The following is a 23040-nucleotide window of genomic DNA, read 5'->3' as shown; positions in this document are numbered from 1 at the left end:
TCGGTTCTAGCCAAACAGCCAGCCGCGCTTGAACTTGTAGAACACGTGCAGCCCAACCTGCGTCAACTTTTGCATTCGGGGTGCCCAGGCGGGGCGCACATAGGTGGCGTGATAGTGGGTGGAGTCGGCGACCTCGGTCAGGTACAATTCGCCGTCCACAAAGCGCGCCGCAATGTCTTCCGCCTGCGCCCATGACTTCTTGTCCGAAATCCGCTCAGGGATGCCATCGCAGGCAAAGGAGAACTGGCAGGCATTGCGCTTGTGCTGGTTCTGGAACACGACGCCACAGATCGTGCTGGGATAGCGGTGATCCTTGACGCGGTTGAGCACGACCTGCGCAACAGCGACCTGACCGCGATAGCTTTCGCCGCGCGCCTCGAAATAGACTGCCGTGGCCAGGCACCACAACTCCTTGTCGGAAACCTCAACCGCCTTGCCAGTGTCAAAGGCACCAAGAACCGGCGCATTCGCGCGGGCATAGGCGAGCTGTTCGGAGGCAACCGCCGGCATGGGCTGGCCCAAAGTCCCAGCAGTGCTGGTCGGGGCAATCCCCGCGATGGCGTCAAGGGCGGAGGAGCCGATTTCGGGATTGATGGAAGCCACCGACATGCGCGGACCCGGATCGGTCTCGGCGGGCGCTTCGATGGCTGCATCGGCGATTTGGCTTTGGCCCAAGGCTTCGGGCTGGCCGGGGGCGACGCGCAGCGCCGCAAGGCGGGTGCGCACTTCCTCGAAGCTCCGAGAAATTGCCAGTGCATCCTGCTTCGGACGAAGCCGATCGGTCTTTTCCGCCCGGTTGGGACCGGTAAAGCTAGCGCTCTCGAACAGGTGATCGAACGATTGTGGCGTCTGCACCGTTGTTGTACCGCCAAGACTGCCCTGGACGACAACAGGCGGTGCCGTTAACTCGCCGCTCGCATCTGCGGGACTGAAGGCGACGCTGGTGAGCCCCGCATAACTCAGTACGCCCACGAGTCCGAACGCCATAAGCTTGGCATGGGGACGGTGGCGACGAGCCGACTTGGTCGCGTGCACGGGCACGACGGACCGATTTGATAGGGCCATCTCAGCTACTCAACAAAACGCAACATAACTACTGATCGGCAAAAGTGACGCTAAGAGGCCGACAGTGAAATGATGTCTTATTAGGGTTAGCGTGGAGTAAACGCCCAATCAGGCAGTGACGTGGATGAAGAATGGCGAGAACCGGGCAAGAGGCCTTCGGGCTGATTTGTCGCAGTACTTAGCTGCAACCATCCCTCACAGCCTGCGCCTCGTCTACGAAGCTATCCACCCGAAACCGGACCGAAAGAGAACGCGAGTTCACCGGCGTGACCCGCGCCGTGATATTGGTCGCGCCCGCGAGGCTGTCGACAAAGGCGGCGGCTTCCGCCTGATCCCCGATGATGATGGCGGTATTGGTCGGGTCCACCGGCAAGGTACGACTGCGGTCGGTTTGCAGATCATATTGAAGGGTCAGACCGGCATCATTGCCCAAGGCCGATAGCGTATTGCCCGCAAAGCCAAACCAGATGCTCAACTGCCCCGCCTCACAGCGCACAGTCAGGGTTGCAGGACCGCGGCCACTGGGGCGAGCCGGGATCAGCTGGGTAGATTCCAGCACGGCTTCCAGCGCTGCAGCGGGGGCAGTACCGGGTCTGAACAAGGCATCATAGCAGGCCAGACGCTCAACCCCATTTTGGATGCTGGCGCATTGCGCGCCATCTGACTGCCCGAACGCTGGCGCTGAAACAAAAAGTAGCGGGATGAGCGCCAGCATTGGCAGTTTGTTCACGAGCAATATGTCCCTTCCGCCATCGGTGGCCCTGCGCTCACAACATAGGCACTGCGAGCCCGAATTTTAAGACGCTGCCTGTGCCAAGGTCAGTCGCGCCACCGGCACCCGATAGGGCGAGCAGGAGACATAATCGATCCCGAGCCCCGCAAAGTACCGCAAGGATGCTGGATCGCCCGCATGTTCGCCGCAGATGCCGATCTTGAGGGAGGGATTGGCAGCGCGCCCGCGGGAAATGGCGATGGAAATCATCTCGCCCACCCCCTTTTCGTCGATGGTGACAAAGGGATCACGCTCATAAATGCCTTTGCGCTGGTAGACGGTCAGGAAAGTGGGCGCGTCGTCGCGTGAAATGCCAAAGGTCGTTTGCGTCAGATCATTGGTGCCAAAGGATATGAAGTCCACGAGATGGGCGATATCGCCGGCCCGCAGGCAAGCCCGGGGCAGCTCGATCATGGTGCCAAAGGAAAACCGCACCCGGTCGGAGCGCAAGAGCCCGGAATTGGCCGCAATGGCATTCACCCGGTCCCGCACAAAGGCCACTTCCGTCGCGGTTGAGACAAAGGGCACCATGACCTCGATCACCACCGGCTCGTCCTGTCTTTCGCTAGCCTGACGCGCGCCGGCCATCAGCGCCTGAGTCTGCATCTGCAGCAGTTCGGGATAAGTGATGGCGAGGCGTACGCCGCGATGGCCCAGCATCGGGTTGATCTCGGCGATACGATCCAGCTGCAGCCGCAACGCCCTGACAGCCAGGCCAAGCGAAGCCGCCGTGTCCTCGATTTCTTCCTCCGTCCGCGGCAGGAATTCGTGCAGCGGCGGATCAAACAGGCGCACCGTCACCGGCAGCCCGCGCATGGTGGAAAACAGCGCCTCGTAGTCCCCGGTCTGGTAACCGATCAGCCCGTTCACCGCCCGATTGCGATCGTCGCCGTCCTCGGACAGGATCACGCGGCGCAGCGCCAGCATGCGTTCGGGCGAAAAGAACATGTGCTCGGAACGCGCCAGCCCAATACCCTCGGCACCGAAGCTGAGCGCCGTGCGGGCGGATTCCACCGTTTCCACATTGGTACGCACCGCAATGGTGCGGCTGCGATCGGACCAACCCAGCAGCGTGCCGATCGCGCCCCCGATATGGGGCTGGCTCAGCGGCAACATCCCGGCATAGACCTGCCCATCGGTGCCATCGATGGTCACCCGGTCGCCAGTGCGATAATCGCGCTCGCCGATGCGGCACACCATTTCTGTCGCGTTTACCGACATGGTCCGCACGCCCGCCACACAGGGCTTGCCGGTGATGCGGGCGATCACGCCGGCATGGCTCGACATGCCGCCACGAGCGGTGAGAATGCCGGTCGCGGCCTTCAGGCCTTCGATATCTGCGGGGCCGGTTTCGTTGACCACAAGAATGCAATGCTTGCCCCGAGCGCGCAGGCGCGCTGCGTCTTCGGCGTTAAAGACGATGGGACCGCTGGCCGCTCCCGGTGACACGCCGAGGCCGGTGGCAATGGGAATGGCGGCAGCAGATGCCTTGAGGCGCGGATGCAGCAACTGCGCCAGGCGGGCAGGCTCCACGCGTGACACGGCGTTCTGCGGTGACCAGACGCCGCGGCTCACCCGGTCCACCGCCGCTTCAAGCTCGGCCGCGGGGCTGGCCTGGACTGGCCGTGCGGACAAGAATTGTGCCTCGTTCCCGCTCACCGCGACCGAACAGCACATATGCCGCCCCGCCTTGGCATCGAGCAGCGCCACAAGGGCGGTTATGCTGTCCGGCAACGCTGGCAGCATATTGCCGTCGGTGGGAGCTGGCCCGAGCGCCCCGGTTGCCGCGTTGCGGGTGAGAAAGGACACGATTGCCCCGCCTGCCGAGCTTTGCACCAGAACGATCTGGCGCGCGCGTTCGTCATCCGGGCGCGCTTCACCCCAACCCGGGCGCGCAAAGCCATAGCTGTCAAAGGCATTTTTGATCGCACGTCCGAGGGGCCGGTTAGGATCAACGGCATCGGCCGCGCTCAGGGGGGGCGCGATGCCGGTCTTGGCGGGCAGCAGGCCCGCATTATGGGACGCCGCTGAAGTGCGCACCGCCAGATAGGGCGTTTGCCCATCATCGCCGACCAGCTTGAACAGGCACGCGATCCAGTGGGTGCGCAGTTTGGCGTCCCGGCGCGTGCGCTCGGCCTGCAGAGCTTCCCATGCCGCCCGGGTGATGCAGATCGTGGGAATGGTGGGAAAACCGGCATCGCTGACGCGGAAAATCCAGCGGGCCTTGCCCGAAAGCAATTTGAGCTGCGAGGCCGATAGGTTCGCCTTGCCCACCGCAGGGGCAATCGCAAAAATTTCCTGGGCCAAACTCACCTTGCTATCCCTGCCATGCCGCGCGGCGCATAATGCCTATGAGCTAGCCTGCCTGCAACAAGGCTTGACTTGGCCCGCTCGCGAAAGCATCTGATCTGGGATGGAAAAGCGGCCACAACTAGACATCCTGCTGTGCGCCCCTCGCGGATTTTGCGCGGGGGTCGACCGAGCCATTCAGATCGTCGAACTCGCCCTGCAGAAATATGGCGCGCCGGTTTATGTGCGCCACGCCATCGTCCACAACAAATATGTGGTGGATGGGCTGCGCAAAAAAGGCGCGGTTTTCGTGGAAGAATTGAGCGAGATTCCGCCGGGCGATGCGCCGGTGGTGTTCTCGGCCCATGGTGTGCCCAAGAGTGTTCCGGCCGATGCGCGCAGCCGCAACATGATGTTTCTGGATGCGACTTGCCCGCTGGTGTCCAAGGTGCATGTGGAAGCACAGCGCCATTTCGAGGAAGGCCACGAAATCGTGCTGATCGGGCACCATGGCCATCCTGAGGTCGTGGGCACGATGGGGCAGTTACCCCCCGGCGCCATTACGCTCGTGGAAGATGTGGCCGGCGCCATGGCCATTACACCCCGCGATCCGGCAGCCCTCGCTTATGTGACGCAAACTACGCTTTCCGTGGATGACACCAGCGAGATCGTGGCGGCTCTGCAGTCGCGCTTCCCACTAATCCATGGCCCGCACAAGGAAGACATCTGCTACGCGACCACCAACCGGCAGCAGGCCGTTAAGGCGGTAGCGCCGCTGGTCGACGCCATGGTCGTGGTTGGCTCGCCCAACTCCTCCAACTCGCTTCGCCTCGTCGAGGTGGCCGAACGGGCCGGGTGTCGCGTCGCCATGCTGGTGGACCGCGCCAGCGAAATCGACTGGAGCCGCCTCGAAGGCATTCGCACCCTGGGTGTTTCGGCTGGCGCCTCGGCGCCTGAAAAGCTCGTTGATGAAGTCATCGAAGCCTTTGCGCAGCGTTACGACATCAAGGTCGAGGCGAAGGTCACGGCGGTCGAGAACATTGCCTTCAACGTGCCGCGGCAGCTGCGCCCCGTCGAGGTCACCGTCGCCCCATGAGTGAAGCCGTTGTGATCCATACGGACGGGGCCTGCTCGGGCAATCCCGGTCCGGGCGGCTGGGGCGCCATTCTCCAATATGGCGACAAGCGCAAGGAATTGTGCGGCGGGGAAGCCCTGACCACCAACAACAAGATGGAGCTGACCGCCGCCATCGAGGCGCTTAACGCGCTTACCCGCCCCTGCACGGTCGAACTGCATACCGACAGCCAGTACGTAAAGAACGGCGTGCAAAGCTGGATGAAGGGCTGGAAGCGCAACGGCTGGAAGACCGCCGACAAGAAGCCGGTGAAGAACCTCGAGCTTTGGCAGGCACTGGATGAAGCCACCAAGCGCCACACCATCTCCTGGCATTGGGTCAAGGGCCACGCCGGACACGATCTTAACGAGCGCGCCGACCAGCTCGCCAATGAAGGCATGGCACCCTACAAGAACAAGCGGGCTGCGTTTACGCCACCGGTTTAGCGGCCCTTTTGGGCAACACCCGCTTGATCACACCCCAGAGCGGGGAGACCACATAGCCCGCCACCGGAATCAGCAGCGTGCCCAGCAGCAGGCCGAAGAAAAAGTCCACAAAGGCGGTAGCGAGCCATCCCGCAAGGCTCGCAAACGAGCTGAAGGTGTGCTCGGCCCAGTGAGCGGCCCCTTCAATGATGTGTTCAGGCAGGTCCCAACCGAACTCGTACAGGCCATGCGCGACAATGCTGCCGCCGACCCAGGTCATGGCCGCAGTACCCACAAGGCTCAGCACGCGCATGAAGCCTGGCATGCCGGTCACCAGCCCGCGGCCGAAAGCGCGTCCGGCACCCGTGCGGCCCTTTTTGGCCAGCAGCAACCCGAAATCATCGGCTTTGACGATCAGCGCAACCGCACCGTATACCAAGACCGTTATACCGATGCCGACCAAGGCCAGCACCATCGCTTGAGTGATGACGTTCTCGACCGGAATATTGGCCAGCGCGATGGTCATGATCTCGGCGGAAAGAATGAAATCGGTTTTGATCGCGCCAGCGACCTTCTGGTCCTCAAGGGTCTGGGCGGTGATCGCCGCCGGCACCAGTGCGGCCTCATGCGCCTCGGCCTGATGGGGCAGAAGCGCATGGAAAACCTTCTCGGCTCCCTCGTAGCAGAGATACGCCCCACCGATCATCAGCAAGGGCGTGATCACCCAGGGTGCGAAAAACGAGAGCAGCAATGCCGCGGGCAACAGGAAGATCAGCTTGTTCTTGACCGAACCCAGCGCGATCTTGCCGATAATGGGAACTTCGCGATCGGCGGTAAAGCCGTGCACATAGTTAGGTGTGACAGCGGCATCGTCGATCACCGCCCCGGCGGCTTTGGCGCCCGCCTTGGCCGCTTGCCCCGCGACGTCATCGAGCGACGCCGCGGCAACTTTTACCAGGCCCGCGACGTCGTCGAGCAACGCCAATAGTCCAACGCTCATATCTTCATTCCTGCCGCAGCTTAGATGTGGCAGGGGAAACGAGCGGGGCTACCCCCGGGGTTCCATCCACAGCTAGCCCGAAATCTTGGAGAAATCGGCCACCAGATGCATGGTCTGGCGCAGGCGCCCCAGAAGGTTGAGCCGATTGATGCGCGTGGCGGGATCGGGATCGTTGACCAGAACCGCTTCAAAGAACGCGTCCACGGGTGCGCGCAAGGCGGCAAGATCGCCCATTGCGCCGGTAAAATCATCCTCCGCCACCCGGGCGGCCACTGCCGGCTGCACCGTCGTGACGGCCGCGGCCAGCGCGGTTTCCTCGGGCAACTGCAACAGCTCGGGCTTGACCTCGCCATCATAGGTCAACGAGAACTTCTTTTCCTCGGCGGCAAGGATATTGGCGGCGCGGCGATAGCCGGCCAGCAGATTGGTGCCGTCGGGCGAGGACAGTAGCGACGACAGCGCTTCGGCACGCTGGGTGATCTGCAGCATGTCATTGCTTTCGGGAGAGAGCACCGCATCGATCAAATCGTGACGGGCGCCCGCATCGCGCAGCGACACCTTGAGCCGGTCATGGAAGAAGGCCAGCAGGTCGGGCTCCACCAGCAAGGGGAAGCGCAAGCCGTTCTCGGTGATGATCCGGATCACGCCCAAGGCGGCACGGCGCAGCGCAAAAGGATCACGCGAGCCGGTCGGCTTTTCGTTGATGCGCCAGAACTCGGTCAGCAGATCGAGTTTGTCGGCCAGCGCTACGGCGATCGCGACTGGATCGTTGGGGACCTCGTCGGTAGGACCAAGCGGCTTGTAGTGCTGCTCGATGGCATTGGCGATGTCAGCAGGCTCGCCCTGCGCCAGGGCGTAATAGCGCCCCATCAATCCCTGCAGTTCAGGAAACTCACCGACCATGCCGGTGGTGAGGTCAGCCTTGGCCAGCATGGCGGCGCGCTTGGCGCGTTCGGGATCGGCCCCCACCTGCGGCGCGATCTCGCCTGCCATTTTCACCAGGCGCTCGACGCGGGCAAACTGGGTTCCGAGCTTGGCGTGGAACACGGTGTCTTCGAGCTTGGGCAGACCGTGCTCGAGCGGAGTTGCCAGATCCCCTTCGTAGAAGAACTTGGCGTCGGACAGGCGAGCGCGAATAACGCGCTCATTGCCGGCGATGATCGCGGCGCCGCCGTCGATCGCCACCGTATTGGCGGTGATGATGAAATAGGGGGCCAGGCGCCCTGCCCCGTCGCGCAGGCAGAAGCATTTCTGGTTGGCGCGAATGGTGGCGATGATCACCTCTTCGGGCAGTTCCAGAAAGGCCGGGTCAAACGCGCCCATCATCACCACAGGCCATTCCACCAGCCCTGCCACTTCCTCGAGCAGGCCTTCGTCGCCAATCACGGACAGGCCGCGCGCAAAGGCGAGGTGTTCGGCATCGCTGCGGATGATGTCCTTGCGCCGGTCAAGGTCGAGCACAACCTTGGCGCGCTCCAGCCCCATCAGATAGTCTTCAAAGCGCCGGACCCGGATGGCGCCAGGTGCAAGGAACCGGTGGCCATAAGTGGTCTGACCCGAGCCGACCCCTGCAGCCTCGAAGGGGATGATGATTGGCTCGTCATTTTCGGTACCAAAGGTCGCGGTGATGGCGCGCAGCGGGCGCACCCAGCTGGTGCTGCCCGAGCCCCAGCGCATCGACTTGGCCCAGGGAAAATCGGCGATCACGCGCGGCAGCAGGCCCGACAGAATCGTTGCGGCCTCGGCGCCGGGCTTGTGGATATGGGCCACGTAGAACTCGCCCTTCTTTGGATCGCTTTCGATCTTGGCCTGCTCGATCGCGCTCAACCCGGCCGAGCGCAAAAAGCCATCGATTGCCGGCTGGGGCGCGCCAACCTTTGGGCCCTTCTTGTCTTCATGCGTGTCGGGCGAGCGCGGCGGAATGCCCGAAACCGTCAGCGCCAACCGGCGCGGCGTCACGAACGCCTTGGCGCCCTCGTAAACGAGACCCGCATCCACCAATGCTGTGGTCACCGCCTTGCGCAAGTCTTCGGCAGCGCGGCGCTGAAGACGGGCAGGGATTTCCTCGGAAAACAGTTCGAGCAGCAGATCGGGCATGGTTTAAACCGGGCGTTCGAGCGTGTGGGGTGTGCCTAGCAAGGGGAGGAAGCCTTGTCCATTGCAGCGGCGTGCGGGGTCTGGCGCCTCAGGCGCCACCGCCCGCGGTGTGCAGCCAGGCTTCGCCACAGGCCTTGGCCAGTTCGCGAATGCGTAGAATATAGCTTTGCCGCTCGGTCACCGAGATGACGCCACGAGCGTCGAGCAGGTTGAAGTTGTGCGAAGCCTTGATCACCTGCTCATAGGCCGGCACGGCCATGGTGTGGCGGTCGCCCTCGCGGCCTGCTTCCAGAATGGCCCGGCATTCCTTTTCCGCATCAGCGAAATGGCGGAACAGGATCTCGGTATCGGCCGCCTCGAAATTGTACTTGGACTGCTCCTGCTCGTTCTGCAGGAACACATCGCCATAGGTGACCTTGGAGTTGCCGCCGCCACCATTGAAGTTGAGGTCGTAAACGTTCTCGACCCCCTGCACATACATGGCGAGGCGCTCGAGCCCATAGGTGATTTCACCCGGCACCGGCGAGCACTCAAAGCCCGCCACCTGCTGGAAATAGGTGAACTGGCTGACTTCCATGCCATCGCACCAGCATTCCCAGCCCAGGCCCCAGGCGCCCAACGTCGGGCTTTCCCAGTCATCCTCGACAAAGCGGATGTCGTGCAGGGCGCTATCAAGACCGATCGCCGCCAGCGACTTGAGATAAAGCTCCTGAATGTCGGGTGGCGACGGCTTCAGGATAACCTGGAACTGATAATAATGCTGCAGGCGGTTGGGATTTTCGCCATAGCGCCCGTCCTTGGGCCGGCGCGAAGGCTGCACATAAGCGGCGTTCCAAGGCTTGGGGCCCAGCGCGCGCAAGGTGGTCGCGGTATGGAAGGTGCCGGCGCCCATCTGCATGTCATAGGGCTGCAAAATCACGCAGCCCTGCTCGGCCCAGAAATTTTGGAGCGTCAGGATCATGCCCTGGAACGAGTTCTTGGGGTCCATATGGGCGGGGCGGTCAGTCATGGGCGTGGTCCCTTTGTGCGGGTCCATCCTCTATTGAGGCTGCCGGGAGCGGTCAACGGCGATTGTTCTCGTCGCCGGGTCCGCCCGGCCGGTAGGTGCCGTCCGCGTCGCGCTTGAGATCGATCACACCCGGCTTGGCGCGCTCGGCCTGGTCGCGCTCGCGGCGCAGGCGCCGGGTTTCCTCATCCTGGCTCTTGAACTGGCCCTGCCAGTCGCGCCAGATCTTGCGAACACCCAGATAGATGGCCGCGGCGATGACGAGATAGATGGCGAGGCGAAGCAGAACTGCGGTCATTGGCTATAGTCCCAGCCGGGACCACAAGGCGCGGTCCTCCAGCGTAGCGGTCATGGCGGCGGGCAGTTCAGCGGCAAAGCTGAGGCGTGGCACGCCAAACCAGGACCGCTTGGGCGCAATGAACTTGAGCACGACATCGGCGCCGTACCGGGTGCGCAGCGTTGCATGCAGGTCGCCAATCGCATCCACCAGCCCTAGTTCAACGCCGCGAAGCCCGGGCCACCATTCACCGGTGAACAGCACCTCGTCGGGGGCGCGCAGCCGGTCGCCCCGCCGCGCTTTCACATGCTCGATAAAGACCGAATGGATATCGAGCTCCACCGCCTTGATGCGCTCAACATCGCCCGGATTTTCCGGCAAGAAGGGGTCCAGCGTGGATTTGTTGCGGCCTGCCGTGTGCACCCGCCGCTCGATGCCGAGCTTCTCCAGTGCGCCCACAAACCCGAAGCCGGCCATGATCACGCCGATAGAGCCCACGATCGAAGAGGGATCAACGATGATCTCGTCACCCGCCACGGCAATGAAATAGCCCCCGGACGCCGCCGCATCCTCCACGAAGACGAGAACCGGCTTGCCATGCTCGTCGGCCAGGTCGCGAATGCGCTTGGAGATCAGGCGCGACTGCACGGGCGAGCCGCCGGGAGAATTGACCACAATGGCGATGGCTGGCGCTGACTTGATGGCGAAGGCGCGCTGCAGCAAGGGCTCCACCGAAGCAATGCTCAGCCGCCCTTGGCGCTGTTCAGCGGCGATCACGCCGTGAAGCCGAACCACGGGGATAACCGTCTTGTTGCCGCCCAGGCGACGCCAGATCCGGCCCATCCAGGCGGGGGTTTGAACAGCCATCAGGTTCCTTTCACGCTCGCCGCCCCATTTAGGGTGCATCTAGGGGGATTACCAGACAAGCCGCGCCTCGCCGCGGAAGATTGCTTCAAACTCGGGCCGGAACGCCCGGCCATGTGCCTCATGGAGCGCCCGCGCGCCAAGCAGCGTCAACGGCGTCCGCGATCCCTTGATGCCGCGCAGCAGCACTCGGGTGGCAGGACCATCGGGCCGCGCGCAGAGCGGCAGGATGGTCAGCGCCCCGAACCGTCGGCCAAACGCGGCCAGCAAGGCTTGCAGCCCCTGCGCGGGATAGATGAAAATGGCCTCGCCCCCGCCCGCCGCAGCGCCCGCGGCTGATTTGACCCAGAGTTCGAGTTGTTCATTTTGCATGTGCCGGGCTCCCGCCCGACCCTGTACGCGGGCCAGCGTGCCCCCGGCAGCATCGAAAAACGGCGGATTGGCGATAACCGTCTCGTAAGCATTCTCCTCGATTCCCGCCCCCTGACGCGCACTGCCCGGCCCGGCCACATCGGCATGCGCGTAGCTCACCCGCTCCGCAAAGCCGTTCACCGCCGCATTATCCTGTGCGAGCGCCAGCATGGCCTCATCGCGCTCGGCAAGCGTGGCGCGCAAGGCCGGAGCATGCGCGAGGGCCACGAGGGCCGCGGTCCCCACGCCACTGCCCAGATCCAGCAGTGTTTGCGCGCTAGGGGGTACCGAAGCCCCCAAAAGCACGCTGTCGAGCCCCGCCCGGAAGCCCCGCGCCGGTTGGCGCACAGTGATGCGGCCGCCCAGAAAGGCGTCTGACGTCGTGGTTTGCTGTTGGACAAAGTCGCTGGTCTGGTCTAGGGACATCGCACCCAATTGGCCGGTTTTTACGCGAGCTTAAGTGGCAAGCGCATCAGGCTCAACCAGATTTGCCAGTAGGGGCAAACGAGGACCGTACCGCGTGTCTGTTGTTACGCAATCCAAACCGGCATTCAGTGCCAATGCTGTTGATCGGCTGATCGATGCTACTGCCGCTGACATGGCCAAGGTCAATGCGCTGATCCTGGCGCGGGCAGATTCGCATGTCGAGATGGTGCCCGAGCTGGCCCGCTACCTCATCGAAAGCGGTGGCAAGCGCCTGCGCCCGATGCTGACCGTGGCTGCGGCGTCCCTCTTTGGCAAGGGCACCGGCTCGGCCATCAATTTCGCCGCCGCCGTCGAGTTCATGCACAACGCCACGCTGCTGCATGACGATGTGGTCGATGAAAGCGATATGCGCCGCGGCAAGCCCGCTGCCCGCATGGTGTGGGGCAACAAGGCCTCGATCCTCGTTGGCGATTTCCTCCTCGGCCAAGCCTTCATGATGATGGTGGAAACTGGCGACATTGCAGCATTGGGCGTGCTTTCCGCCGCGTCGGCCGCCATGGCCGAGGGCGAAGTGTTCCAGTTGGCCAAGACTGGCGATCTTTCCACCACGCCCCAAGACTATGCCGAAGTGATCCGCGCCAAAACTGCGGTGCTGTTCCAGGCCGCGTGCGAAGTGGGCGCGATGTCGGGCGGCGCCGATGCGCCGGGCCGCAAGGCTTTGGCCCGCTACGGGCTTGAGCTCGGAACCGCCTTCCAGCTGGTGGACGACGTGCTCGATTACCGGGGAGAAAGCGACACGCTGGGCAAGAACAGCGGCGATGACCTGCGCGAGGGCAAGATGACGCTGCCCGTTATTCTGGCGCTGGCCGATGCCAGCGAGGCCGAGCGCGCAGTGATCACCGGCGCGCTGGGCGATGCCCAGGCGAGCGACGATCAGGTGCGCAGCGTTGTTGCCATTATGGAGCGGCACGATACCCTTGGGCGCACCATAAGGCAGGCCCATGCCCATGCGGGTGCCGCCCGCGACGCGCTCAACGCCGCTCCCGCTGGGGCGATGAACGCGCTCTTGGCCGACGTGGTCGAATTCAGCGTGATGCGCCTGTTCTAGGGCCCGAGGACCGGCGCCGCGGCAATCCAATGGTCTGGCGTCGTCCGACGCATTTCATGGGCCGCCTGATGCGCCTGCGCACCCGAGCCGAACAGCCCGAACACCGTCGCCCCTGATCCCGACATGCGTGCCAGCATGCAGCCTGGCGCCGCTGCAAGCCGAGCAATGATGCGGCCGATCTCGGGCACCAGTTCCACTGCCGGCGCCTGCAGGTCATTGCGGGTTTCGGCCAGCCAGATGCCCAGTTGCGCGGGCCGGGTCATCGGCTCGGGCAAGGCTGGCATTGCCGGATTGTCCTTTTTGAGCAGGCGCCGGAACACTTCGGGCGTCGAGACCGGCACCAGCGGATTGACCAGCACCAGATAGCATTCGGGGAAGGCTGGCAGCGGCGAAAGGATCTCCCCTACCCCGCGCGCCACCAAAGGGGCGGATACGAGGCAGGCGGGGACATCCGCACCCAACCTTGCCCCCAGCTCAGCCAGTTCCGGGACAGGGATCGGCGTGGCCGACAGATCGGCGAGCAGGCGCAGCGCCGCCGCCGCATCGGCGGAGCCCCCGCCAATGCCCGCGGCCACCGGCAAGTTCTTGCGCAGCCGCATGGCGAGGCCCCGCGGCACGGCCTCAGGCCAGCGGGCGCGAAAGGCGGCCACGGCACGCGACACCAGATTGGTATCGCCCCCGCTCAGGCCACGCGCAAAAGGGCCAATGATCGCAAGACTGTCGCTGGCCGCTGGCGCCGCTTCCAGTTCGTCGGCCAAGTCGGCGAACACCACCAGGCTTTGCAGGTCGTGGTAGCCGTCGTCACGCCGACGGGTGACATGCAGCGCCAGATTGACCTTGGCTGGCGCCGACTGCGTCCAATACTGCCCCATGCCCCGAACTACTGGGCGGCCGTTTGTTCGGCCAGACCATTGGCCAGCTTGGGCTGCACACGCTCCTTGACGACACCGATATCGTCCACCGAGGCCGCCACATTCCACTGGAACTTGGCCTCGAGCCGCCGCCCGGCGCGCCAATAAGCGTCGCCCAGATGGTCGTTGATCTCGGGGTCGTTGGGCTGCAACTGCACGGCCTGTTCGAGGGTCTTTACCGCTTCTTCCATGCGGCCAAGCTTGTAGAAGGCCCAGCCCAGCGAATCGACGATATAGCCATCCTGGGGCATGGCAGCGACGGCCTTTTCGATCATGGCCAGTGCCTCTACGAGGTGCATGTCCTTGTCGATCCAGCTATAGCCCAGATAATTGAGCACCTGCGGCTGGTCGGGGCGCAGTTCAAGCGCCTTGAGGAAATCGCGCTCGGCTTCGGGCCACTGCTTGTTGCGCTCATAGGAGATGCCGCGCACATAATAGAAGCGCCAATCCGATGCATTCTCGCCGCCGGTGAGGTCCAGCGCCGTGGAATAGGCCTCGATGGATTTGGCATATTGCTCGTCGGTGCGCAGGATGTCTCCATAAACCGACACCGCATCGAGGTCATCGGGCTGGGTCGCCACGATATTGCCCAGCCGGCGCAGCGCCTCGGGACGATCACCCATATTGTCGAGGTTCTGGGCGACCCGAACCACCGCGGTTGGCTTCATCGCCGAATTGGCCGGAACGCTTTCATAGATGCGGTTGGCCGCGTCATGCTGGTCGGCCGCATCAAGCACCTGGCCGAGGGCCAGCGCCACCACATCAGCCGACGGATCGAGATACAGCGCGAGGCGCAGGAACATGACCGAGACGTCCATGCTGCTGTCGCGCGCCAGCGCCACGCCGATGCCGTGGAACATTTCGGCCGCACCGACCTGCACATTGGCCGCAAAGATCCCCGGGCGCTGCCCGGCATCGACCGCTTCCTTGACGATGGTGACAACGGGATGGCTCAGCCCCGCATCCTGGAACTTGGCGATGGCGGCCTTGGCCTGGTCGAACTCGCCGGCATTGGCGAGCACGCGAGCATAAACCTCGACGATCCGAGCTACGCCGGGCTCGGCATCGAAGGCCTGGCCGGCATAGCGAATGGCGCGCTGGTTGTCCCCGGCCGCTTCCGCCATGAGAGCGCGATGAAACACGAGGAAATCCTCAAGCCCACCCTGCCCCAAGCCATCGAGCAGCTTGTCGGCTTCCTTGACGCGATTGTCGCCAATCATCGCCCAGGCCCGCAAGATACCCGCCGTGATGCCAACAAAGCTATCCTGGCCCACCGAGGCCAGCATGCGGTCGGCAGCCCCGTAGCGGCGCTCCTTGAGCGCTTCGGTCGCCAGCACCAGTTCGGCAAGCTGGTTGCCAGGGTCGAGCTCGAGCAGGTGCCGGGCCGTGGAGGCCGCTTCCCCGATCTGCCCATCGGCCGCAAGGCCAATAAAGGCGCGTTCCACCATGACCGGGTTGTCCCAGTCGGCCTTGGCTGCATCGCTGAAATAGCGAGCGGCTTCCTCGGTACGCAGATCCTTGAGCGCCCCTTGCCCGGCCAGATAGGAGCCGGTCACGCTGGGGCGGAACAGCGACAGCATGTCGAGCGTGGACGTGGGGGCCGTTTGGGCCGCCAGGGGAACCACGAGGCCGGTCAGCATCAGGGCAACAAAGGCGGGTCGCGCCAGACGATTGGATAGCATTGACACGAGGCTTGGATCTCCCTTGGCCGAACCGGCCCAGTTCTGGGCGGCAAGATTGGCGGTTTTGGGACCGCGCCGCAAGTGCGGCCGGTCGGCGGGTCAGTCACATTCCGCTGTAGTTGGGACCACTGCCACCTTCGGGCGGAACCCAGGTGATGTTTTGCGCGGGATCCTTGATGTCGCAGGTCTTGCAGTGCACGCAATTGGCCGGATGGATGCGAAACACCGGTTCGGCTCCTGAGCGATCCAGCTCATAAACCCCCGCCGGGCAATAAAGCGGGGCCGGCTCACCATAGCGCGGCAGGTTTTCGCGGATCGGCACGGTCGGATCGGTCAATCGCAAATGATTGGGCTGGTCCTCGTCATGGGCGAGATTGGCCAGAAAAACCGAAGCGGCGCGATCAAACACCTTTTGCCCGTCCGGGCGCGGATAGGTCTTGGGCGTCACTTCGCTCAGGGTGCGAGTGGCAGCGAAGTCCGCCCCCTTGTGGCGCAGCGTGCCCAGCACGGACCGGCCCAGGATTGCGCTGCTCCACATTTCAGCGCCCGCCGCGGCAACGCCCATAGCCGTGCCAAGGCGCGACCACAGGGGTTTGACATTGCGCACAGCGCGCAACTCGTCCTCGATCCCGGTGGCCATGATGCGGCCGGCAAAATCCTCGATTGCGTCGTGCTGGCGCCCCGCTGCAATGGCGGCGCCCACCGCTTCGGCCGCCCCCATCCCCGACAGAATCGCATTGTGGATGGCCTTGAGGCGCGGCGCGTTCATGAACCCTGCCGCGCAACCAATCAGCCCTCCACCAGGAAAGGCCAGCGTCGGCACCGATTGCCAGCCGCCCGTCGCCAGCGCCCGCGCCCCATAACTGAGGCGCGTCGCCCCTTCGAGCAGCGCCGCGATCTTGGGATGGGTCTTGAACCGCCCGAACTCGTCAAAGGGCGAAAGCGTCGGGTTGGCGTAATCAAGATGCACCACCAGCCCGAGGTAAAGCTTGCGGTCCGCCGCATGATAGGCAAAGCCGCCACCCGAAGTGCTGTTGTCGAGCGGAAAGCCCAGAAAGTGGTCCACCCGCCCTGGCTCGTGCCGGTCGGCGGCAATTTCCCAGACTTCCTTGATCCCGAGCCCATATTTCTGTGGCTCGCTGGCGAGGGCAAAATCGCCGATCACCGCCCTGGCGAGCGAGCCGCGTGCCCCCTCCGCCAGCAGGGTATATTTGGCTTCAAGGGCAATGCCTTCGGCAAAGCCCGGCTTGGGATTGCCCGCATGATCGCGCCCCAGATCGCCGGTGATGATGCCCCGGACCGGCCCTTCGGGGCTGCGCAGCACATCGACGGCTGCGGTCATGGGGAAAATATCGACGCCCAGCGCCTGCGCCTGTTCGCCCAGCCAGCGCACGAGATCCCCAAGGCTGACGATCACTCCTCCTGGCGTCTGCGTTTGCGGCGGCATCAGCCAATGGGGAAAGCTCACCCCGCCGTTGGCGCTGAGGAAATGGTAGGTGTCGCGCGTGACCGCCGGGCCCACCGGCGGGCCCATTTGGCGCCAATCGGGCAAGAGGGCATCGAGGCCCCTGGGGTCCATCACCGCGCCCGAAATGATGTGGCCGCCGATCTCGGCGGATTTTTCCACCACGGTGACCCCCAGATCGGGATGGAGTTGCTTGAGGCGAATAGCCGCTGCCAGCCCCGCAGGACCAGCGCCAACGATCACGACATCGGTGGAAAGGCTTTCGCGCTCGCCCGCTTCTGCCATGAAATCTCCGTCGTCTCTTTCCACGCGCGGCTGGCCGCGGCAAACGCGGTGTGCCATAACAGAGAACATGGCCGAGATGCGACCGCTAAATCACGCCGAGATGGTCTCGGTGCTCGAATGGTATCGGGCTGCCGGTGTGGACCTGGCCCTTGGCGAAGAGCCGGTGGACCGCTTCAACCAGCGCCCGCCTGCCCGTGTTGCCCCCAGCCCCGCCGTCCCCAATCCCGCCGCCTCGGCCGCGCCGAGCGCACCCATGCCTGCACTCGGGGGCGATCCGGCCGAAGCGCGCAGCCTTGCGGCCAAGGCGCAGAACCTGGTTGAACTCGAAGAGATCCTGCGCGCCTATGATGGCTGCGGGCTCAAGCTCCGTGCCACCCAGCTGGTGTTTGCCGATGGCAATCCCCAAGCTCAGATCATGGTGATCGGGGAAGCCCCCGGCGCCGAAGAGGACCGGCAGGGGCGCCCCTTTGTGGGTCGCGCCGGCCAGTTGCTCGACAAGATGCTCGGCGCCATCGGGCTCGATCGCACCAAGGTTTATATCGCCAATACCGTGCCATGGCGTCCGCCCGGCAACCGGGTGCCCACGCCCGAGGAGCTGGCCCTATGCCTGCCCTTCCTGCAACGGCAGGTGGAGCTGGTGGCGCCCCGTCTTGTGCTCACCGTCGGCGGCCCGGCCATGCAGACGGTGTTCTCCACCAGTACGGGCATCATCAAGATGCGCGGCAAATGGAGCCCGGTGAGCATCGGCAACCATCAAACCGAGGCCATCGCCACGCTTCACCCCGCCTATTTGCTGCGCAACCCTGCGGCAAAGCAGCAGGCCTGGCGCGACCTGCTTAGCCTCAAGGCCAAAATGGACCAATTGGGCATCGGCTGACATTGGAGCTTGGGCTGGGGGATTTTGCCCCCTTAATGTCACCGTTGCGTGATCCAACCACACTCAGCCGAATCAACTCCGTTCCCCCGAAAGCGTCATGGCCTCCGTTGTAAAGATTTACGCCCTCTTCCTTGGCTCTGCCCTGCTGATGTTCGGGGGTGGCCTGCAGGGTCTCTTGCTCTCGGTTCGGGGCGCAGAAGAAGGCTTCTCCCTGCTCTCGCTCGGCCTGATCGGTACCGGCTGGTCGGTAGGCTTTGTTTCGGGCTCGCTCGTCGTCCCGCTCATTGTGCGCAATGTCGGTCATATCCGCGCGTTTTCCGTGATGGCCGCGATTGGCACGGTCACGATCCTCCTTAACCTGCTGATGGTCAACGACATCAGCTGGATTGTCTTGCGCGCGCTATCGGGCTTCTGCTTTGCCGGCGCCGCGATGATCGTTGAAAGCTGGCTCAATGAGGTGACCGATAACCGCAGCCGCGGCACGACCTTTTCGATCTATGTCACGGTCAATATGTGCTCGTCGGTGCTTGGCCAGTTCGCCATGTCCATGACCGGCACCGCCGGCTATGTGCCCTTCGTGCTGGGCGCGATCAGCTTTATTTGCGCAGTGCTGCCGACCGCCCTCACCTCGACGCCCCAGCCGCGTCCCCTGTCTTCGGCCCGGCTCGACCTGCGCCTCCTTTACCGCACCTCCCCCATTGCTGGGATTGCCGCATTCTGCTGCGGCATGGCCAATGGCACTTTTGGCACCCTGGCGCCGGTCTACGGCTATGCCCAGGGGCTCGATGCGGGCGGCATCGCTTTTCTTTTTGCCCTTGCCGCCATTCTGGGAGCCTCCGCGCAAATTCCCTTTGGCCGTCTTTCCGACCGGATCGATCGGCGCCTGGTGATGATCGGGCTGTCCACCTTTGCCGCCCTCGTGGCCCTGACCCTGGTGCTGCTCAACCCGGCCGCCGGTTGGCCGATGTATGTGCTGTTCGCCGCTTATGGCTTTGCCGCCAATCCGCTTTATGCGGTGGCGGTGGCCCATGCCAATGACTTCGCCAAGGAAGGCGAGTTCGCCAAGATCGCTGGCGGCATGCTGCTGACCCTGGGTGTTGGCCTCGCCATCGGCCCCGCCGTCGCTTCCATGATCATGGGTGCATTCCAGCCGGTTGGCCTTTTTGTCGTCACGGGTATCTTCCACGCCATCCTGGCCGTCGCGGCCATCCTGCGCATGCGCATCCGCAACGCGCCCGATGCAGCCACGCGCACCCCGTTCCAGCCCATGGCCTCGGACGAGCAGGTGACGCCAGAAACGGTGGCGCTTGATCCTCGGGCCGATATCGAGGAAACCGAACTCGACGAACAGCAGGCTGCAGCGGAGCAAAGCGATGTTTATCACGGCAAGATTTGACGACCGCGAGTTCCGGCCCCTGTCCATCGCCGTGCTCGCCGTATCGGACACCCGCACGCTCGAGACCGACACCTCCGGCGCCCTGCTTATTTCCATGCTGGAAGCCGATGGTCATCGTTGCGCTGGCCGCAGCGTGGTGCCTGACGATGTGCAGGCGATCCGGGCGGCCGTTCAGGCCTGGGTTGCGGACCCGCAAGTGGACGTGGTGCTGACCACGGGCGGCACCGGCTTTTCCGGCCGCGATGTCACCCCCGAAGCCATCGAGCCGCTGTTCAATAAGCGCATGGACGGCTTTTCGGTCCTGTTCCACCAATACTCGGCCACCAAGATCGGCACGTCCTCGATTCAGTCGCGCGCCACGGCTGGGCTGATCGGGGAAACCTTTGTGTTCTGCCTGCCGGGCTCCCGCGGCGCCTGCCGGGATGCCTGGGAAGGCATTTTGCGCGACCAGCTCGATTATCGGCACAAACCCTGCAACTTCGTGGAAGTGATGCCACGCCTCGCCGAGCGCTGAAACGCAAAACGGCGGCCCAAAGGCCGCCGTTCTGAAGTGTTATCGAACTTGAGATGCCTTAGTGCCCGTGCACCATGCCCGGCGTGCCGCCCTTGGGCTTGCGCACAAAGAATGCGGCCACGATCGCGAACAGCGAGATAATCGCCCCCACGAAGAACGCCGAGCGGATGCCGCCCGCCGCTGCCGCCAATGGCTCGGTACCACCGGCCAGCAGATTGGCCGACTGCAGGGTCATCAGCGCCACAAACAACGCCGTGCCCGCTGCCCCGGCCACCTGCTGCACCGTGCCGATCACGGCGCTGCCATGCGAATACAGCTTGGGCTGGAGCGAACCGAGGCTCGCCGAAAACAGGGGCGTAAACATCAGCGACAAACCGACGCTGAAGGCCAGATGGGCCGCCAGCAGCCAGCCAAAGGGCGTGCTTTCCGTAACCATGGTCAGGCTCCACAAGACGAGGCTCACAATGGTCGCGCCGGGCACGAGCAGCACGGTGGGACCATGTTTGTCATAGAGCCGACCTACCACTGGCGCGCAGAGCCCCATAACGAGGCCGCCCGGCAGCAGCATCAAGCCGGTCTGCAGCGTCGAGAGCCCCAGCACGTTCTGCAGATAGATCGGCAGCAGGATCAACATACCGAACATCGCCATCATCATCACCGCCATCAGCACCACCGAGATGCTGAAGGTCGGCGTTTGCAGGGTGCGCAGATCAAGCAGGGCACGGTCGCGCTTCTGTAGGGAAAGCTGGCGCAGCACGAAGAGCCCGATCACCACGACGCCAAGCACCAGCGGCGCCCAGGCCGGCACGGGACCGGGATGGCTCGCAGCTTCCCCCAGCCCGCTCAGCCCATAAACCAGGCTGCCAAAACCCACCACCGACATACCGACCGAAATCACATCGATCGGCACGGATTTGGGCGTCGAAACATTGCGGATGCGCGCAAATCCCAGCGCGAGGCTCCCCAGCGCAATCGGCAAAACGAGGATAAACATCCAGCGCCAATCCAACTGCGACAGGATCAGGCCCGAAATGGTCGGGCCGATCGCTGGCGCCACCGAGATCACGGTCGAGATATTGCCCATGGTCTTGCCCCGCGTTGCGGGCGGCACGAGGTTCATCACCGTCGTCATCAGCAGCGGCATCATGATCGCCGTGCCGATGGCCTGCACCACCCGACCCGCAATCAGCAGTTCAATGCCAGGAGCGGTGGCGCAGATCAGGGTGCCGAGCGAAAACGTGCTCATGGCGGCGACAAACACCGGCCGCGTATGAAAGCGCTGCAGCAAGAAGCCGGTGATGGGAATCACCACCGCCATGGTCAGCAGAAACGCCGTGGTCAGCCACTGGCCGGCGCTTGCGGTGATCCCCAGATCGGTCATCAGGTGCGGCAGCGCCACGCCCATGATGGTTTCGTTCAGGATCACCACAAAGGCCGAAACCAGCAGCAGGTTGATCACCAGCCGATTGCGCGCGCCCAGGCCCGGCTCGGCTGCGGCGGCGGATGGGGGCACAGCATCTAAAACAGAAGCATCGCTGGACATGGTGTGCCTTTCGCAGAATTGAATTTGTTCGGTCCCGGGCAGCTGGAACACAGCCGTGACGATCGGGCCAACCCGATTTCGACATCGCCGAAGCGAGTGGGGTTCAGCGCCCTTGGCCGGGTCGGGTGGTTTAGTGGGTGCAAGCGCGCCCGTCCACCCGCCAGAACGCAGGGCAGTCTTGCATCCGCCGTTCCCCACGCCCATTTGATGAGTCTAGGCAGCTCAGCTGTTCACCCTTGTTCTTGTTTTGTTCTCGTGCGTGCGCTATGTGAATCCCACGCTGCGTGCCGTCGCGATTCGACCGGCAAGCGCAAGGAGATCGCCTCATGGCCCTTTATCAAGCGCCGTCCTTTGAAGCCCTGGAAAAGCTCAGCCGCAGCCGCGACGCCGATCTGGCGCGGCGCGAACTGGTCGATCCCAGCCGCAATCGCGGCCGGGGCGCGCAATCCAACCGCAGCGGCCGCTTCGAGCGCCAGGCACGGGAAAGCTTTGATGACGGCTGGAACAGCGTCGAAACGCTGCCCCAGTTCGAAACGGTCGAGCATATCGAGCGCGCCAAGACCATCATCACCAGCAATGACAGCCCCGATATCGGCTTTGATCGCTCCATCAATGCTTATCGCGGCTGCGAGCATGGCTGCTCCTATTGCTTTGCCCGTCCCAGCCACGCATTCCTCGGCCATTCCGCCGGCATCGAGTTCGAGCGCGACATCTATGTCAAAACCAATGCGGTGGAAGCGCTGCGCGCCGAACTCGGCGCCAAGAATTATCGCGTCAAGCCGGTCGCAATGGGCACCAATACCGACCCCTACCAGCCGGCCGAGCGCAAGCATAAGCTGACGCGCGGCATCCTCGAAGTGATGCTGGAAACCCGCCACCCCGTTACCATCACCACCAAGTCGGCCCTCCTGATCCGCGACCTCGATCTCCTGACCGAGTTGGCCAAGCTCCGGCTGGTCAAAGTCGGGATCTCTATGACCTCGATGGACCACAAGCTCAGCCGCAAGATGGAGCCGCGTGCCTCCTCCCCGGCCCGGCGCCTCGAAGCCATTCGGCTTCTGTCGGAAGCGGGCGTGCCGGTCTCCGTACTCGCCTCCCCGATGATCCCGGCGATCAACGACATGGAGCTCGAGCGCATTCTGGATGCCGCCGCCGCCCAAGGTGCCAAGGGAGCCGCCATGATCCTGCTGCGCCTGCCCGGCGAAGTGCGCGACATCTTCCGGGAATGGCTGCTGCGTCATTTCCCCGACCGGGTGCGCCATGTGCTCTCGCTCGTGCGCGATACCCGCAATGGCAAGGATTACGACTCGCGCTGGGGCACCCGCATGACCGGTGAAGGCCCTTATGCGACCCTCCTGACCCAGCGCTTTGAAAAAGCGCGCGAGCGCTATGGGCTCGACGCCAAGCTTCAGGGCCTGCGCAGCGACCTTTTCGTCGCCCCCAAGCTCGAAGACCGGCAGATGAGCCTCTTCTGATTTGTGATCCCGGCGCGACCTGGCGCCGGGTTGACGGC

Annotated in this window: 20 protein-coding genes; 7 read left to right on the top strand and 13 right to left on the bottom strand. The window is 63.9% G+C overall.

Going from position 1 to position 23040, the window contains the following annotated elements; translation table 11 throughout:
- Window positions 1–6: 6 nt before the first annotated feature.
- From HRU92_RS00625 to HRU92_RS00615, 3 genes are all read right to left on the bottom strand, one after another.
- Complete coding sequence (locus HRU92_RS00625) at window positions 7–1065, bottom strand: cell wall hydrolase (RefSeq protein WP_173087309.1); 1059 nt, start codon at window positions 1063–1065, stop codon at window positions 7–9.
- 178 nt (window positions 1066–1243) lie between these two features.
- The gene (locus HRU92_RS00620; RefSeq protein WP_172122618.1) at window positions 1244–1795 is read right to left on the bottom strand and encodes a hypothetical protein; all 552 of its coding nucleotides are present in this window, start codon (window positions 1793–1795) and stop codon (window positions 1244–1246) included.
- A gap of 66 nt (window positions 1796–1861) precedes the next feature.
- Entirely contained in the window at window positions 1862–4150 is a 2289-nt protein-coding gene (locus tag HRU92_RS00615; RefSeq protein ID WP_172122617.1) for a putative PEP-binding protein, read from the bottom strand.
- A gap of 100 nt (window positions 4151–4250) precedes the next feature.
- Between HRU92_RS00615 and ispH the strand changes: the two genes are divergently transcribed.
- Window positions 4251–5222 (top strand): 4-hydroxy-3-methylbut-2-enyl diphosphate reductase, encoded by a 972-nt coding sequence (ispH, locus tag HRU92_RS00610; protein WP_173087308.1) that lies wholly within the window; start codon window positions 4251–4253, stop codon window positions 5220–5222.
- The gene (gene rnhA, locus HRU92_RS00605; RefSeq protein ID WP_172122615.1) at window positions 5219–5686 is read left to right on the top strand and encodes a ribonuclease HI; all 468 of its coding nucleotides are present in this window, start codon (window positions 5219–5221) and stop codon (window positions 5684–5686) included. Before ispH ends, rnhA begins: the two co-directional genes overlap by 4 nt.
- On the opposite strand, the gene HRU92_RS00600 is transcribed toward rnhA, so the two are convergent.
- The 6 genes from HRU92_RS00600 to HRU92_RS00575 form a co-directional block, all read right to left on the bottom strand.
- Window positions 5670–6665, bottom strand: a complete 996-nt coding sequence (locus HRU92_RS00600) for a DUF808 domain-containing protein (protein WP_172122614.1) — start codon at window positions 6663–6665, stop codon at window positions 5670–5672. The two genes, rnhA and HRU92_RS00600, sit on opposite strands and share 17 nt — an antisense overlap.
- A 72-nt stretch (window positions 6666–6737) precedes the next feature.
- On the bottom strand, window positions 6738–8762 hold the full coding sequence (glyS, locus tag HRU92_RS00595; RefSeq protein WP_173087307.1) for a glycine--tRNA ligase subunit beta: 2025 nt from the start codon (window positions 8760–8762) through the stop codon (window positions 6738–6740).
- A gap of 88 nt (window positions 8763–8850) precedes the next feature.
- Window positions 8851–9771: a glycine--tRNA ligase subunit alpha gene (locus HRU92_RS00590; RefSeq protein ID WP_127752213.1), complete on the bottom strand. Its 921-nt coding sequence runs from the start codon at window positions 9769–9771 to the stop codon at window positions 8851–8853.
- A 52-nt stretch (window positions 9772–9823) separates the two neighbouring features.
- Entirely contained in the window at window positions 9824–10066 is a 243-nt protein-coding gene (locus HRU92_RS00585; RefSeq protein WP_172122612.1) for a hypothetical protein, read from the bottom strand.
- 3 nt (window positions 10067–10069) lie between these two features.
- Window positions 10070–10912: a S49 family peptidase gene (locus HRU92_RS00580; protein WP_248306934.1), complete on the bottom strand. Its 843-nt coding sequence runs from the start codon at window positions 10910–10912 to the stop codon at window positions 10070–10072.
- Between the two features lie 48 nt (window positions 10913–10960).
- Window positions 10961–11746, bottom strand: coding sequence for a methyltransferase (locus HRU92_RS00575; protein WP_172122611.1), 786 nt, complete (start codon window positions 11744–11746; stop codon window positions 10961–10963).
- A 94-nt stretch (window positions 11747–11840) separates the two neighbouring features.
- On the opposite strand from HRU92_RS00575, the gene HRU92_RS00570 reads away from it, so the two are divergent.
- Entirely contained in the window at window positions 11841–12854 is a 1014-nt protein-coding gene (locus tag HRU92_RS00570; protein ID WP_349236678.1) for a polyprenyl synthetase family protein, read from the top strand.
- Here the strand turns inward: HRU92_RS00570 and HRU92_RS00565 are convergent.
- From HRU92_RS00565 to HRU92_RS00555, 3 genes are all read right to left on the bottom strand, one after another.
- Complete coding sequence (locus HRU92_RS00565) at window positions 12851–13726, bottom strand: 4-(cytidine 5'-diphospho)-2-C-methyl-D-erythritol kinase (protein ID WP_172122610.1); 876 nt, start codon at window positions 13724–13726, stop codon at window positions 12851–12853. The genes HRU92_RS00570 and HRU92_RS00565 overlap by 4 nt on opposite strands.
- An 8-nt stretch (window positions 13727–13734) precedes the next feature.
- Window positions 13735–15447 carry a tetratricopeptide repeat protein gene (locus tag HRU92_RS00560; protein WP_248306982.1) on the bottom strand — a complete coding sequence of 571 codons (1713 nt, stop codon included), beginning with the start codon at window positions 15445–15447 and terminating at the stop codon, window positions 13735–13737.
- A gap of 103 nt (window positions 15448–15550) precedes the next feature.
- Window positions 15551–17197 (bottom strand): electron transfer flavoprotein-ubiquinone oxidoreductase, encoded by a 1647-nt coding sequence (locus HRU92_RS00555; RefSeq protein WP_172122608.1) that lies wholly within the window; start codon window positions 17195–17197, stop codon window positions 15551–15553.
- Window positions 17198–17264: 67 nt separating this feature from the next.
- Between HRU92_RS00555 and HRU92_RS00550 the strand changes: the two genes are divergently transcribed.
- The 3 genes from HRU92_RS00550 to moaB all read left to right on the top strand — a co-directional run bounded on the left by HRU92_RS00550 (window position 17265) and on the right by moaB (window position 19984).
- Window positions 17265–18074 carry a uracil-DNA glycosylase gene (locus tag HRU92_RS00550; RefSeq protein ID WP_127752207.1) on the top strand — a complete coding sequence of 270 codons (810 nt, stop codon included), beginning with the start codon at window positions 17265–17267 and terminating at the stop codon, window positions 18072–18074.
- 97 nt (window positions 18075–18171) lie between these two features.
- Window positions 18172–19470 carry an MFS transporter gene (locus tag HRU92_RS00545; protein WP_172122607.1) on the top strand — a complete coding sequence of 433 codons (1299 nt, stop codon included), beginning with the start codon at window positions 18172–18174 and terminating at the stop codon, window positions 19468–19470.
- Complete coding sequence (gene moaB / locus HRU92_RS00540; protein ID WP_173087306.1) at window positions 19448–19984, top strand: molybdenum cofactor biosynthesis protein B; 537 nt, start codon at window positions 19448–19450, stop codon at window positions 19982–19984. Before HRU92_RS00545 ends, moaB begins: the two co-directional genes overlap by 23 nt.
- A 58-nt stretch (window positions 19985–20042) precedes the next feature.
- On the opposite strand, the gene HRU92_RS00535 is transcribed toward moaB, so the two are convergent.
- A complete protein-coding gene (locus HRU92_RS00535; protein WP_172122605.1) occupies window positions 20043–21527 on the bottom strand; it encodes an MDR family MFS transporter in 1485 nt (494 codons plus the stop codon).
- Window positions 21528–21853: 326 nt separating this feature from the next.
- Between HRU92_RS00535 and HRU92_RS00530 the strand changes: the two genes are divergently transcribed.
- The gene (locus tag HRU92_RS00530; protein WP_173087305.1) at window positions 21854–23002 is read left to right on the top strand and encodes a PA0069 family radical SAM protein; all 1149 of its coding nucleotides are present in this window, start codon (window positions 21854–21856) and stop codon (window positions 23000–23002) included.
- The last annotated feature ends 38 nt before the right edge of the window (window positions 23003–23040 follow it).

It is taken from the genome of Devosia sp. 1635 (assembly GCF_013185955.1).
Taxonomy (GTDB): Bacteria; Pseudomonadota; Alphaproteobacteria; order Rhizobiales; family Devosiaceae; genus Devosia.
This window is presented reverse-complemented; position numbering and strand designations above follow the sequence as displayed.

Coding starts and splice junctions, on each gene's coding strand:
- HRU92_RS00625 (WP_173087309.1), bottom strand. CDS start 1,065: ATGGCCCTATCAAATCGGTCCGTCGTGCCCGTGCACGCGACCAAGTCG.
- ispH (WP_173087308.1), top strand. CDS start 4,251: ATGGAAAAGCGGCCACAACTAGACATCCTGCTGTGCGCCCCTCGCGGA.
- rnhA (WP_172122615.1), top strand. CDS start 5,219: ATGAGTGAAGCCGTTGTGATCCATACGGACGGGGCCTGCTCGGGCAAT.
- HRU92_RS00600 (WP_172122614.1), bottom strand. CDS start 6,665: ATGAGCGTTGGACTATTGGCGTTGCTCGACGACGTCGCGGGCCTGGTA.
- glyS (WP_173087307.1), bottom strand. CDS start 8,762: ATGCCCGATCTGCTGCTCGAACTGTTTTCCGAGGAAATCCCTGCCCGT.
- HRU92_RS00590 (WP_127752213.1), bottom strand. CDS start 9,771: ATGACTGACCGCCCCGCCCATATGGACCCCAAGAACTCGTTCCAGGGC.
- HRU92_RS00585 (WP_172122612.1), bottom strand. CDS start 10,066: ATGACCGCAGTTCTGCTTCGCCTCGCCATCTATCTCGTCATCGCCGCG.
- HRU92_RS00580 (WP_248306934.1), bottom strand. CDS start 10,912: ATGGCTGTTCAAACCCCCGCCTGGATGGGCCGGATCTGGCGTCGCCTG.
- HRU92_RS00575 (WP_172122611.1), bottom strand. CDS start 11,746: ATGTCCCTAGACCAGACCAGCGACTTTGTCCAACAGCAAACCACGACG.
- HRU92_RS00565 (WP_172122610.1), bottom strand. CDS start 13,726: ATGGGGCAGTATTGGACGCAGTCGGCGCCAGCCAAGGTCAATCTGGCG.
- HRU92_RS00560 (WP_248306982.1), bottom strand. CDS start 15,447: ATGCTATCCAATCGTCTGGCGCGACCCGCCTTTGTTGCCCTGATGCTG.
- HRU92_RS00555 (WP_172122608.1), bottom strand. CDS start 17,197: ATGGCAGAAGCGGGCGAGCGCGAAAGCCTTTCCACCGATGTCGTGATC.
- HRU92_RS00550 (WP_127752207.1), top strand. CDS start 17,265: ATGGCCGAGATGCGACCGCTAAATCACGCCGAGATGGTCTCGGTGCTC.
- HRU92_RS00545 (WP_172122607.1), top strand. CDS start 18,172: ATGGCCTCCGTTGTAAAGATTTACGCCCTCTTCCTTGGCTCTGCCCTG.
- moaB (WP_173087306.1), top strand. CDS start 19,448: ATGTTTATCACGGCAAGATTTGACGACCGCGAGTTCCGGCCCCTGTCC.
- HRU92_RS00535 (WP_172122605.1), bottom strand. CDS start 21,527: ATGTCCAGCGATGCTTCTGTTTTAGATGCTGTGCCCCCATCCGCCGCC.
- HRU92_RS00530 (WP_173087305.1), top strand. CDS start 21,854: ATGGCCCTTTATCAAGCGCCGTCCTTTGAAGCCCTGGAAAAGCTCAGC.